We start from the raw sequence: 11,722 nt of genomic DNA on the forward strand, positions 1-11,722 counted from the left end.
CCTGCGCGGGTCTGCGTCTCAGGCCTAGCTCTGCGACGCAGGCGTCTCGACGACCAGCCCCTCAAGCGCCTCCGTCACCGGAAGCTGGCAGGCAAGCCGCGCGCAGGGGTGCGCGTCGCCGGATGCGTCGATCACCGGCCCTTCGTAGTCCCCCGGCGGCCCGAGCCGCTCGAACCACTCGGGCGTCAGGTGCACGCGGCAGGTGCCGCAGTAGCAGTTGCCGCCGCAGACCGCCGCGATGGCCTCGATCCCTTGCGCGACGGCGTTTTCCATCAGCGACAGGCCCTCGCGCGCGGCGATTTCGCGCCGGGTTCCGCCCGCGTCGATGAAGGTGATGCGCACCATCGGCGTCAGGCCGGATCGCAGGCGACCAGCGCGCCGCGCAGTTCGTAGCCCTGGATGAAGTCGTTCCAGAGGATCGTCGGCTCCGCCACCAGGCGGATGCCGGGCAGGCGCAGCATGCGGTCGAGGAAGATGCGGCTCTCGTGCAGCGCCACCTGGGCGCCGGGGCAGCGGTGCGGGCCGTCGCCGAAGCTCATGTAGGGCCCGGCGACTTTCATGCGCTTCGCCCGGTCGGGATCGAGCCGGAAGGGGCAGGGGCCGGTGATCGCCTCGTCGACATTGGCCTCGCGGATCGAGAGGCAGAGCACTTCGCCTTGCGCCATCAGCCCCGGCTCGCCCTCGGCCGCGCGGCGGTGGAGCATCGAGGCGACCGGCTCCAGCCGCAGGATCTCCTCGAGGATGGCAGACTGACCCGCTTCGTCGCCGGCGAGGAAACGTTCGCGCAAGGGGGCGCTGGTGAACAGGTGCCAGGCGGCCATGACGATGAATTCGCGCGTGGTCATCATGCCCGCGCCGCCGTAGCTCAGGCACTCCATGATCATGCCCTTGCGCGAGTAATTCTCGCCGATCATGAACGAGATCACGTCCTCGCGCGGCTGCCGGCGGCGCGCGGCGATCGCCGGGGCGAGGTCCTTGCGGTAGAACCGGCCGACGCGCAGCAGCATCCGGGCGTTGAAGATCAGGGTGCCCAGCCAGCCCGGCCTGCGGACCAGCGAACTGTCCAGCACCGCCTTCACCCGGCGGGCGAGGGCGCGGTTGCTGTCGCTGTTGGTCAGGCCGACGATCTCGGCGGTGACGTCCACCGCCATCTGGAAGCTCAGGTCGTCGAGCGGCAGCGGCTTGCCTTCGCGCAGGCGCGCGACCAGTTCGTCCATCGTGCGCTGCATGACCGCGTGGTGGCGGGTGACGATGGTCCGGGGCGCGAACAGCCCGGCCACGGCGGCGCGGCGCTTGCGGTGGGCCTCGCCGTCGAGGAAGAAGAACGAGACCTCGTCCGGGTTGGAGAGATCGGTGGCCTCGGCATGGGCGCCGGCCTGGCGGACCTTGGGCGAGCGCAGCACCTCGCGGCTCAGGGCGAAGCGGCCGATCACGCGCGAACCGGCCTGCGGGGCAAGATGGGCCTCGGCGATGCGCGCGCTCTTGCGGTCGTCCGGTTCCGGCATGCGTGCGGCGGTCATGGCCATGCTCCTTTCGACAACCCGGTCTCGTCCCGTGCGTTGCGGTTCCTGAGGACCGAACGTCATCGAGGTTATGATATTCAATGGATCGTATCTTGGCCAGCGGCATCTGGCGGCGCGGCGCGGCAGTGGGGGCTTCGGGCTTGACCCCACCGGCCAGCCGTTTTTGTCCCCGGCGGCAAGGACTTCGTTCAACAACTTGGCCCTTTCGCATGCGCACCATGATTGCCTCTGCGGACTTTGCTGCTATCGCTGCCCGCGTGCGATATGACTTTGCCTTGAATTGGAAGCGACTGCCGCTGGCGGCGGCACTGGCCTGCTCTGCGGCTTTTTCGCTGGCGGCCTGCACGGGCCAGGAGCGCCCCGCCGCGGCCTTGCCGCAGCCACCCGCGCCCACGGTGGAGGCGCCGGTGGATGGTGACTGGTGGAAGCAGGCCGGCGATCCGCTGCTGGCGGACCTGGTGGCGCGCGGCCTTGCCGCCGACCACGCGCTTGCCTGCCGGGCGGCCCGCCTGGCCGTGCAGGCCGAGGCGGACGCTTCGGCCGAGCGGCGCCTGTCGGGCCGGATGCGCAAGCTGGTCGGTACCGATCAGGGCCTGTCGCGCGCCGCTGCCCTGCGCGCCGATCAATATGCCTATGCCCAGGCCCGCGCCGAGCGCGCGGCGGCGGTGGCGCTGGCCTATGTCGAGGTGCGGCGGCTGCAGAGCGTGCTGGTCCTGCGCACCGAGCGGCTCGACCAGTTCCGCGACAATGCCGCGATCGCCGAATTCCGCCGCCAGGCCGGGCTGGTCACCGCGATCGACGGCAGCATCGGCAGCAGCATGGCCGGCGTTGCCGATGCCGACGTGGCGGCGACCCGCGCGCGCTTCGAGCGGGCGCGCATGGACCTTGCGCGGATGGCCGACATGGACGATGCCGCGCTGCTGACGGCGCTGGGCGAGAGCGGCGACGTCGCCGATCTCGGCCGCGATCCGCCGGGGCCTGCCGACGAGGGGCCGCTGCACCGCGCCGACCTGCTGGCGCTGCGCTACCGGCTGCTCTCCCGGATCGAGCATGAGAAGATGACCCAGGCCGATATCAACAAGGCCGAGGCCGAACGCGGCGATCCCTCGACCCCGCCGCTGCTGCGCGACGGGCTGGGCGAACTCGACAAGGCCGAGGCCGGGGCCCGCGCCGAGATCGCCGCCACGCGGCAGGCGCTGGTCCTGCTCGATGCCCGCGAACAGGCGCTCGGCCAGAGCGGCGAGCGGTCGCGCCGGGCGGTGCAGGATGCCCGCGCCGCCTACCGTGCGGGCATGGGCGATTTCGCGACGCTCTACGTGGCCGAAGCCTCGGCGCTGTCGGTCGAGGAGGCGCGGCTGGGCCTGCGGGCCGAGCGGGCGGCGGGGATGATCCGCCTGCACCTCCAGCGCGGCGACGGCTGGTCGGCGGCGGACCTCTCGCCGCAAGTGGGAGTCGCTGCCTGTGACTGAGGCCGACCACGCCAATCTCGACAGTTTCCTGGGGTTCGGCGCCCGCCGCGGGCGCACGCATCTGCTGCGGCTGGCGCTGCTGGCGGCGGCGGTGGTGGCGCTGCTGATGCTGCTGGTCCGCTTCCTGGGCGGCAGCGACCTGCCGTATTACACCGCGCTGGTCGAACAGGGCACGATCACGCCGATGGTCGCCGAGCGCGGCACCGTGCACGGCAGCGGCGAAGTGGCGCTGGCCGCGGCGCTCGACGGTACCGTCACGGCCGAGGGCGTGCCTGCGGGCGGCAAGGTCGCGAAGGGGCAGGTCCTGGCCACCATCGACGCCGAGCCGCTGCGCAGCACCCTCGCGGCCGACCGCGCGCTGGTCACTGCCGCCGAGGCCGACCTTGCCGCCGCCCGCACGGCGCGCGACGAGGCTAGCGGCAAGCTGGCGCGCTTCGAGGACGTCTGGCGCCGCTCCGGCCACCGGGTTCCGGCGATCAACGAACTGGAAGGCGCGCGCGCCGACGCCGACCGCGCCGGGCGCGCGGTGTCCGCCGCCGAGGCCCGGCTCGCCGCCGCCCGCAGCAGCCTTGAGGCCGATAGCGAGAAGCTGGCCGCCGCCGTCGTGCGCGCGCCTTTTGCCGGCTACGTGGTGGAACGCAGCATCCGCACCGGCCAGCGCGTGCGCATGGGCATGAAGCTGTTCACCCTGGCCGCCAGCGACGAGACGCTGGAAATCGAGATCCCGCTGGCCCGCGCGGGCAATGCGGTGCTGGAAGCGGGCACGGTGGCGCAAGTGCGGCTCGATGCCTTGCCCGACGCGGTGCAGTCGGCGACGCTGGCCCGCATCCTGACCGACCGCGCCGATGCGCCGGGTTCGCGCCGCGCCGTGTTCACGCTGGAGAAGCCGGTCGAGGCGATCCGCCCCGGCATGGCCGCCACGGTCGAACTGCCCTTGCCGCAGCGCAGCAACGTCCTCCTCGTGCCCGACGCCGCGCTGACGTTCGAGCCCGGCAACAGGGCCACGCCCTCCACCGGGCGCAGCCAGCCGCGCATCTATCTCGTCTCGGGCGACGGCGAGCCGCGCCGGGTCTACGTGACCGTCGGCGCGGGTGACGGCAAACGCACCGAAGTCTTCGCCAGCGATCTCAAGCCGGGGGTGGAAGTCATCGTCGGCTGGCGCAACCAGCCGGCCCAACCGTAAACCGGGGCCCTAAACCGGGGTCATAAACCGGCGCCATAGGCCTGCAGGCGTGATCTCCGCCCGGCAGGCGCTTGCAGAAGGATCCTTTTGACGCACCGCAGCGAAACTTTGCGCTCGCCCGTGCGTTTGACGCTCATGACCCGAAGTACAGTGAGGGAAGCCGGCTCGAAGACGAGCCGCCCGGTCGCCCCGGCGTCGCTTGGCCGCCGCGAATTTTCAGCCCTGCTGGCCTCGTTTGCCGGACTGGCGGCGTTGCCGCAGTTGGCGCAGGCGGCAGCGCGGGGGGACGCCGCCGCCGGGTTCGGCCCCGCCACGCCGTTTTCGTGGGACACGCTGGTCCGCGCGGCCCAGGCGCTGGCGGCGCGGCCTTATGTCCAGCCGCCGGTCTCCGCCCATGCGGCAGCCGATTTCGAGGCGGCGGTCAAGCTGACCTACGGCGATGCCAAAAGCGTGGCGGGCGACGTGCGGCTGTTCCCGGCGACCCGAGGCACTTCGCCGCAGGCGGTGAAGATCCACCTCGTGGAAAACGGCAGCGCCCGTGAACTCACCGACACGCGGGGCTTCTTCGTGGGCGGCAGCCGCGCCGATCCGGCGGGTTTCCGGGTGATGACCGCCGATCATCGCTCGGACTGGCTGGCCTTCCAGGGCGCCTCCTATTTCCGCACGTCGGGCGGGCGCGACCAGTACGGCCTTTCGGCGCGCGGCATCGCCGTCGACACCGCCATGCCGCAGCCGGAGGAATTTCCCGCCTTCACCGAATTCTGGATCGAGCATGTCGGCACCGACCATGTGCGCATCCATGCCCTGCTCGACGGGCCGAGCTTGGCCGGGGCCTATGCCTTCGAGTGCCGGCGCGGCGAGGCGGCGATCACGCAGGACGTGCGCGCCAGCCTGTTCCTGCGCCGCGATGTCGCGCGGCTGGGTCTCGCGCCGATCACCAGCATGTTCTGGTACGACCAGGCCGATCCCGCCAAGCGCACCGACTGGCGCCCGGAAATCCACGATTCCGACGGCCTGGCGATCCATGCGGGCTCGGGCGAGCGGATCTGGGTGCCGCTCGCCAATCCGCAGCGCACCCGCACCAATGCGCTGCGCGCCGACGGGGTGAAGGGGTTCGGCCTGCTCCAGCGCGACCAGCGCTTCGACCATTACCAGGACGACGGCGCCTTCTACGACAAGCGCCCCTCGCTGTGGGTCGAGCCGCAGGGCGACTGGGGCAAGGGCGCGGTCATGCTCTACCAGATGAGCACCGATACCGAGACGATCGACAACATCGCCGCCTTCTGGCTCGCCGACGAACCGGCGCGCGCCGGGCAGCGCCGCGACTTTGCCTACCGGCTGAACTGGACCAGCGAGGAGCCCGCAGCGACGGCGGCGGCGCGCTGCGTGGACAGCTGGCAGGGCCAGTCGGGGCGGCCGGGGGTCAAGGCCGCCGAAAAGGATGCGCGCAAGTTCGTGTTCGATTTCGAGGGCGCGGCGCTGCAGGGCCTTACCCGCCAGAGCGGCGTCACCGCCGTGACCGGCCTTCCCGCGCAGGCGGTGGCGGACCAGGCGGTCTATCCCGTAGTCGGCACCGCGAACCGCTGGCGGGTGGTGCTGGACCTGCGTCCCGCCGCCATGCCTTCGCCGGACATCCGCCTGTTCCTCGCGCGCGGCGGCGCCGCGCTCAGTGAAACCGTGATACAGAGCGTCGAACCATGAACGCACCGCCCCATGCGCCCGCCCATGCGGCGATGAGCCCGCTGCCGCCGGAGGCGCCGCTGGCGATGCCGGTCCAGGACCTCCACGGCATTGCCCCCGGCTCGATCGCGGTGCGCACCAGCCCGCACGGCATGCAGGTCAAGCGCCTGCTGCTGCTGGCGGTCACCGCGGTGATCGCGCTGGCGGCCTCGAGCGAGGTGCGTTTCGCCTTGTCGCGCGACGGGTTGAGCGTGCTCGACATCGTGCTGCTGCTGTTCTTCGTGCCGCTGTTCGCGTGGATCGCCTTCGGCTTCGTCACGTCCTCGATCGGGTTCCTCCAGCTCATCACCGGCAAGCATCCCGGCTTCACCGCGGTGCCGAGCCCGGCGTCCTCGCTGCGCCATCGCACCGCGGTGCTGATGCCGGTCTACAACGAGAGCGTGGAGGCCACCTTCGGCCGCGTGCGCGCCATGGCCGCCTCGATCGCCGCCGCGGGCGGGGCGGAGTGGATCGACTTCTTCGTGCTCAGCGATTCCAATGCCTTCCACGGCAAGCGCGAGGAAGCGGCCTGGCGTGAAGTGGCCGCTTCGGCGCCGATCAAGGTCTATTACCGCCGCCGCGAGAAGAACATCGCGCGCAAGCCCGGCAACATCGCCGAATGGGTGCAGCGTTTCGGCGGCGCCTACGAAAACATGCTGATCCTCGACGCCGATTCGCTGATGAGCGGCGATGCCATCATCGGCATGGCCGCGATCATGGAGGAGCGGCCCTCGATCGGCCTGCTCCAGACGGTGCCGATGATCATCAACGCGCAGACGCTGTTCCAGCGCTGGATGCGCTTCGCCAGCGAGGCCTACGGGCCGATCGCCTCTGCCGGGCTGCTCTGGTGGTCGGGCGCGGAGGCGAATTTCTGGGGCCACAACGCCATCGTGCGCACCCGCGCCTTCGCCGATTCCTGCGGTCTGCCCGAATTGCCGGGCAAGCCGCCGTTCGGCGGCCATATCCTCAGCCACGACATGTTCGAATCCGCGCTGCTGCGCCGCCGCGGCTGGGCGGTGCACATGGTGATGATCGACGGCAGCTACGAGGAATTCCCGCCCACCATCGTCGACCACGCGATCCGCGACCGGCGCTGGATGCAGGGCAATCTCCAGCACTTGCGCCTGATCGATGCCTCGGGCCTGCACTGGACCAGCCGCCTGCACCTGCTGATCGGCGCCTCGGCCTATCTGACCTCGCCCGGCTGGCTCCTGCTGCTGGTCACCGCCATCGTCCAGGCGGCGATGGCGCAGGGCGGCCAGGGCTTTGCGGGCGCCGCGCCGCCGAGCGTGCTGTGGCTGACCGTGCTGCTGCTGTTCGGGCCCAAGGCGATGGGCACGCTCTGGGTGCTGGCCGACAAGACCCGCCGCCGCGCTTTCGGGGGCTGGGGCGGCATGCTGCGCTCGGTCGCGCTGGAAGTGCCGCTGGCGATCCTGCTGGCGCCCGTCACCATGGTCATGCAGGTCAAGGCGCTGTTCGGCCTCGCGCTCGGCATTCCGGTGCACTGGAGCACGCAGGACCGCGATGCCCGCCGCATCGGCGTGCGCGAGGTGCTGCCGGACCTCAAGGAGCACATCGCGCTGGGCCTCGTCTTCGCGGCGACCGCCTTCATCGACCCGGTGACGGCGCTGTGGCTCTCGCCGCTGACGCTGGGCCTGCTCGCCTCGCCCTGGCTGATCAGCCTGACCTCGCGCGCGACTACCGGCGCGCAGGCGGAACGGGAGGGCTTCTTCGCCGTGCCCGCGCCGACGATCATCGCGGCGGACGAAGCGCCGCTGGCCAACGATGACGAGCCGGGGGGCGCGCCGCTGGCAATCGGGTGAGTTCGCTGACTTCCGTCAGCAAGATCCCGTCGCCCCCGCCTTCGCGGGGATGACGGGGTAGTTCGGATCAGCGGACAATGGGCGGGCCGAGGTCAGGCACTCGCCTGCGCCAGCCGCGCGGGCAGCCGGGCGCGCAGATGCGCCACCAGTGCGCCGACTTTGGGCGAGAGATGGCGGCGCTGGGGATAGACCGCCCAGATCGGCTCTTCCTCGGGCGCAAGGTCGGTCAGCACCGGCTCCAGTCGCCCCGCCGCGACATGGTCGCCAAGATAGAAGGCGGGCACCTGGCACAGCCCCATGTCCGCCAGCGCCGCCTCGACCAGCGCGGCGCCGCTGTTGCAGCGCCAGCGACCCTGCGGGCGGAAGGTCTGGCCATCGCGGAAGTGCCACTGGCTGGCGGAGCCGACGAGGCAGTCGTGGTGCTTGAGATCGGCGATCGTCGCGGGCCTTCCGCGGTCGTGGAGATAGCCGCGCGAACCCAGCGTCACCAGCGCGCGGCTGGCGATGCGGCTGGCGACGAGGCGCGAATCCTCGAGATGCCCGGTGCGGATGGCGAGGTCGTAGCCCTCGGCGATGAGGTCCACGAGCGCATTGTCGAGGTCCAGCGTCACCGAGATCGCCGGATAGGCCTGTGACAGTTCGCGCACCAGCGGCGCCACGAACTTCTCGCCCAGCGCATAGGAGCAGGTGACGCGCAGATGCCCGCGCGGCTCGCCCTGCGAAGTGATGGCGGCAATCGCCTCGTCGCGCTCCTCGATCAGGCGGCGGCAGGTCTCGAGGAAGATCTGCCCGGTTTCCGTGAGTCTAAGCGTGCGCGTCGTGCGCAGCATCAGCTGGGCCTGCAGCCGCGTTTCCAGCCGCGCCAGCGCCCGGCTCATATGCGTGACCGAGGCGCCATAGGCCTCTGCCGCCAGCGTGAAGCTGCCGTGGCGGGCGATCATCACGAATTCCTCGATCCCGTCCCACTGGCCGAGCATCATTTTCCCCATATGGTGATAATACTTTTCAGAAACGTCGCTTTATCACAGCAAGGGCCGGTCCTACAAAGCGCGCAAGCAGTTCAAGGAGCATACCCCATGAAGACCCGCGCCGCCGTTGCCTTCGAGGCGAAGAAGCCGCTCGAAATCGTCGAACTCGACCTTGAAGGCCCCAAGGCCGGCGAAGTGCTGGTCGAGATCGTGGCCACCGGCATCTGCCACACCGATGCCTACACGCTCGACGGTCTCGACAGCGAGGGCCTGTTCCCTTCGGTGCTCGGCCACGAAGGCGCCGGGATCGTGCGCGAAGTGGGCGCGGGCGTTACCTCGGTGGTGCCGGGCGACCACGTGATCCCGCTCTACACGCCCGAATGCCGCCAGTGTAAGTCGTGCCTTTCGGGCAAGACGAACCTGTGCACCGCGATCCGCGCGACGCAGGGCAAGGGCCTGATGCCCGACGGCACCACGCGCTTTTCCTACAAGGGCCAGCCGATCTACCACTACATGGGCTGCTCGACCTTCTCGAACTTCACCGTGCTGCCCGAGATCGCCGTCGCCAAGATCCGCGAGGACGCGCCGTTCCAGTCCTCGTGCTACATCGGCTGCGGCGTGACCACCGGCGTCGGCGCCGTCATCAACACCGCCAAGGTGCAGGTGGGTGACAACGTCGTGGTCTTCGGCCTCGGCGGCATCGGCCTCAACGTGATCCAGGGCGCGCGGCTTGCCGGCGCCAACAAGATCATCGGCGTCGACATCAACGAGACCCGCGAGGAATGGGGCCGCCGCTTCGGCATGACCGACTTCCTCAATACCAAGGGCATGAGCCGCGAGGACATCGTGGCGAAGATCGTGGCGATGACCGACGGCGGCGCCGACTACACTTTCGATGCCACCGGCAATACCGAAGTGATGCGCACCGCGCTCGAAGCCTGCCACCGCGGCTGGGGCACCTCGATCATCATCGGCGTGGCCGAGGCGGGCAAGACCATCGAGACGCGCCCGTTCCAGCTGGTGACGGGGCGCAACTGGCGCGGCACCGCGTTCGGCGGCGCCAAGGGCCGCACCGACGTGCCGAAGATCGTCGACATGTACATGACCGGCAAGATCGAGATCGACCCGATGATCACCCACGTCATGGGTCTGGAAGAGATCAACACCGCCTTCGACCTGATGCACGCGGGCAAGTCGATCCGTTCGGTCGTCGTGTTCTGATGGAGACGGTCTCGGTCAACACGGCGTTCGGCGGGGTGCAGGGGGTCTACACCCACGCCTCCGCCGAGACGGCTACGGCGATGACCTTCTCGGTCTTCGTGCCGGAGCACGAGGCGGGCGCGAAGCTGCCGGTGCTGTGGTATCTCTCGGGGCTGACCTGCACCCACGCCAACGTCACCGAAAAGGGCGAGTTCCGCCGCGCCTGCGCCGAGCACGGGGTGATCTTCGTGGCGCCCGACACGTCCCCGCGCGGTGACGACGTGCCCGACGACGAGGGCTACGACTTCGGCAAGGGCGCGGGCTTCTACGTCGATGCCACCGAGGCCCCGTGGAGCGCGAACTTCCGCATGCGCGCCTACATCGAGACCGAGCTGCCCGCCGTGATCGCCGCGCACTTCCCCGCCGACATGGCGCGGCAGGGCATTACCGGCCACTCGATGGGCGGCCACGGCGCGCTGACGATCGCCTTGCGCGATCCTGCGCGGTTCCGCTCGGTCAGCGCCTTTGCGCCGATCGTCTCGCCGCTCAGCTGCCCCTGGGGCGAGAAGGCGCTGACCGGCTACATCGGCCCCGACAAGGCGGCATGGCGCGCATACGACGCCTGCGCGCTGATCGAGGACGGCGCCCGCCTGCCGGATCTCCTGGTGGATCAGGGTACTGCCGACGGCTTCCTCGAAGGCCAGCTCAAGACGCACCTGCTGGAAGAGGCTTGCGCCAGGGCCGGCCAGCCGGCGACGATCCGGATGCAGGAGGGCTACGACCACTCCTACTACTTCATCTCCAGCTTCATGGCCGACCATGTGGGCTGGCATGCGGAGAGGCTGAAGGCATGAGCGCGCCCCATTCGTCCGAGCGTTCGACCATCGCCCTGATCGCGGACTACTACGACGCGTTCAACCGCCGCGACGTGGACGCCATGCTGGCGCTGCTGGCGGACGAGGTGGTGCATGAGCCCAGCCAGGGCCAGCCGCGCCGGGGCAAGGCGGCCTTTGCGCAGTTCCTCGCGCACATGAACCGCTGCTACCGCGAGCATGTGCACGAGCCGGTCGTGCTGGCGACGCCCGACGGGTCGCATGCCTCGGCCGAGTTCCGGCTGACCGGTGCGTACATCGAAAGCGACGAGGGACTGCCGGCGGCTTCGGGGCAGGCCTATGCCTTGCGGGTGGGGGCGTTCTTCGACGTCGATCAGGGTCTGATCGCGCGGGTATCGAACCACTACAACCTGGCCGACTGGATCGCGCAGGTGGAGCGGGGCTGAAAAAGCGGGCGGCAGGGGGGCTGCGTTCCCCCCCTGCTGCCTCTTTCACACGGGGCGAACCATCATCCGCGCCTCGGGGCCGTAGCCCTTGGCCGGATCGAGCCGGCCATCGCCCAGCTGCGCGAAGCCCTGCTTTTCCCAGAACCCGTGGGCATCGCCCACCGCGATCAGCACCACCCGCTCCAGCCCGCGGGCGCGCGCCTCGTCCACCACGATCCGCACCGCCTCGCCCGCGCGGCCGCGTCCGCGCGTCGCCGCGTCCAGCGCCAGATCGTGCAGGAAATAGCAGTCGAAAGGCTCGGCCAGCGTGGTCATCGGCTGATCGAGGATCGGGGGGCGGTCCTGCCGGCCGGGGTGCGCGATGAGGTAGCCGAAGAGGTCTCCGCCTTCCCCTTCCAGCACGTGGCACCCGGCGGGATAGAGGCGCTGGCAGGCGGCAAAGACCGCAGGGTTTTCGGGATAGTCGAGGTGGACGACCTCGGCGACGCGGGCCACGGCGGCCACGTCCTCTTCGCGCATGGGGCGCCAGTGCATGCCGGTCCCGCTCCTTGGCTGGCT

At 70.2% G+C, this 11,722-nt stretch carries 11 protein-coding genes; 7 read left to right on the forward strand and 4 right to left on the reverse strand.

What is annotated here, in order from left to right:
• Nucleotides 1-24 precede the first annotated feature (24 nt).
• Together OKA11_RS09250 and OKA11_RS09255 are read right to left on the reverse strand one after the other, a co-directional pair.
• Complete coding sequence (locus OKA11_RS09250; protein WP_267219921.1) at nucleotides 25-345, reverse strand: 2Fe-2S iron-sulfur cluster-binding protein; 321 nt, start codon at nucleotides 343-345, stop codon at nucleotides 25-27.
• A 5-nt stretch (nucleotides 346-350) separates the two neighbouring features.
• Nucleotides 351-1,520 (reverse strand): cytochrome P450, encoded by a 1,170-nt coding sequence (locus OKA11_RS09255; protein ID WP_267219922.1) that lies wholly within the window; start codon nucleotides 1,518-1,520, stop codon nucleotides 351-353.
• A gap of 278 nt (nucleotides 1,521-1,798) precedes the next feature.
• On the opposite strand from OKA11_RS09255, the gene OKA11_RS09260 reads away from it, so the two are divergent.
• The 4 genes from OKA11_RS09260 (at nucleotide 1,799) to mdoH (ending at nucleotide 7,717) form a co-directional block, all read left to right on the forward strand.
• Nucleotides 1,799-2,992: a TolC family protein gene (locus OKA11_RS09260; protein ID WP_267219923.1), complete on the forward strand. Its 1,194-nt coding sequence runs from the start codon at nucleotides 1,799-1,801 to the stop codon at nucleotides 2,990-2,992.
• Nucleotides 2,985-4,175, forward strand: coding sequence for an efflux RND transporter periplasmic adaptor subunit (locus OKA11_RS09265; protein WP_267219924.1), 1,191 nt, complete (start codon nucleotides 2,985-2,987; stop codon nucleotides 4,173-4,175). The genes OKA11_RS09260 and OKA11_RS09265 overlap by 8 nt, the downstream gene beginning before the upstream one ends.
• Before the next feature lie 135 nt (nucleotides 4,176-4,310).
• A complete protein-coding gene (locus OKA11_RS09270; protein ID WP_267219925.1) occupies nucleotides 4,311-5,876 on the forward strand; it encodes a glucan biosynthesis protein in 1,566 nt (521 codons plus the stop codon).
• Nucleotides 5,873-7,717 carry a glucans biosynthesis glucosyltransferase MdoH gene (mdoH, locus tag OKA11_RS09275; RefSeq protein ID WP_267219926.1) on the forward strand — a complete coding sequence of 615 codons (1,845 nt, stop codon included), beginning with the start codon at nucleotides 5,873-5,875 and terminating at the stop codon, nucleotides 7,715-7,717. The genes OKA11_RS09270 and mdoH overlap by 4 nt, the downstream gene beginning before the upstream one ends.
• A 92-nt stretch (nucleotides 7,718-7,809) precedes the next feature.
• Here the strand turns inward: mdoH and OKA11_RS09280 are convergent, their stop codons facing one another.
• Complete coding sequence (locus OKA11_RS09280) at nucleotides 7,810-8,706, reverse strand: LysR substrate-binding domain-containing protein (protein ID WP_323748309.1); 897 nt, start codon at nucleotides 8,704-8,706, stop codon at nucleotides 7,810-7,812.
• Between the two features lie 87 nt (nucleotides 8,707-8,793).
• On the opposite strand from OKA11_RS09280, the gene OKA11_RS09285 reads away from it, so the two are divergent.
• From OKA11_RS09285 to OKA11_RS09295, 3 genes are read left to right on the forward strand one after another with little or no spacing between them, the layout of a single operon-like run.
• The gene (locus OKA11_RS09285; RefSeq protein ID WP_267219927.1) at nucleotides 8,794-9,906 is read left to right on the forward strand and encodes an S-(hydroxymethyl)glutathione dehydrogenase/class III alcohol dehydrogenase; all 1,113 of its coding nucleotides are present in this window, start codon (nucleotides 8,794-8,796) and stop codon (nucleotides 9,904-9,906) included.
• Nucleotides 9,906-10,739 carry an S-formylglutathione hydrolase gene (gene fghA / locus OKA11_RS09290; RefSeq protein WP_267219928.1) on the forward strand — a complete coding sequence of 278 codons (834 nt, stop codon included), beginning with the start codon at nucleotides 9,906-9,908 and terminating at the stop codon, nucleotides 10,737-10,739. Before OKA11_RS09285 ends, fghA begins: the two co-directional genes overlap by 1 nt.
• Nucleotides 10,736-11,164 carry a ketosteroid isomerase-related protein gene (locus tag OKA11_RS09295; protein WP_267219929.1) on the forward strand — a complete coding sequence of 143 codons (429 nt, stop codon included), beginning with the start codon at nucleotides 10,736-10,738 and terminating at the stop codon, nucleotides 11,162-11,164. Before fghA ends, OKA11_RS09295 begins: the two co-directional genes overlap by 4 nt.
• A 45-nt stretch (nucleotides 11,165-11,209) precedes the next feature.
• Here OKA11_RS09295 and OKA11_RS09300 read toward each other — a convergent pair whose 3' ends face one another.
• On the reverse strand, nucleotides 11,210-11,698 hold the full coding sequence (locus OKA11_RS09300) for a GNAT family N-acetyltransferase (RefSeq protein WP_267219930.1): 489 nt from the start codon (nucleotides 11,696-11,698) through the stop codon (nucleotides 11,210-11,212).
• Nucleotides 11,699-11,722 lie beyond the last annotated feature (24 nt).

This window comes from Novosphingobium clariflavum, from assembly GCF_026420865.1.
Taxonomy (GTDB): domain Bacteria; phylum Pseudomonadota; class Alphaproteobacteria; order Sphingomonadales; family Sphingomonadaceae; genus Novosphingobium; species Novosphingobium clariflavum.

Bases quoted from the DNA above. Each gene is read 5' to 3' on its own strand.
- OKA11_RS09250 (WP_267219921.1), bottom strand. From the start codon at position 345: ATGGTGCGCATCACCTTCATCGACGCGGGCGGAACCCGGCGCGAAATC.
- OKA11_RS09255 (WP_267219922.1), bottom strand. From the start codon at position 1,520: ATGACCGCCGCACGCATGCCGGAACCGGACGACCGCAAGAGCGCGCGC.
- OKA11_RS09270 (WP_267219925.1), top strand. From the start codon at position 4,311: ATGACCCGAAGTACAGTGAGGGAAGCCGGCTCGAAGACGAGCCGCCCG.
- mdoH (WP_267219926.1), top strand. From the start codon at position 5,873: ATGAACGCACCGCCCCATGCGCCCGCCCATGCGGCGATGAGCCCGCTG.
- OKA11_RS09280 (WP_323748309.1), bottom strand. From the start codon at position 8,706: ATGGGGAAAATGATGCTCGGCCAGTGGGACGGGATCGAGGAATTCGTG.
- OKA11_RS09285 (WP_267219927.1), top strand. From the start codon at position 8,794: ATGAAGACCCGCGCCGCCGTTGCCTTCGAGGCGAAGAAGCCGCTCGAA.
- fghA (WP_267219928.1), top strand. From the start codon at position 9,906: ATGGAGACGGTCTCGGTCAACACGGCGTTCGGCGGGGTGCAGGGGGTC.
- OKA11_RS09295 (WP_267219929.1), top strand. From the start codon at position 10,736: ATGAGCGCGCCCCATTCGTCCGAGCGTTCGACCATCGCCCTGATCGCG.
- OKA11_RS09300 (WP_267219930.1), bottom strand. From the start codon at position 11,698: ATGCACTGGCGCCCCATGCGCGAAGAGGACGTGGCCGCCGTGGCCCGC.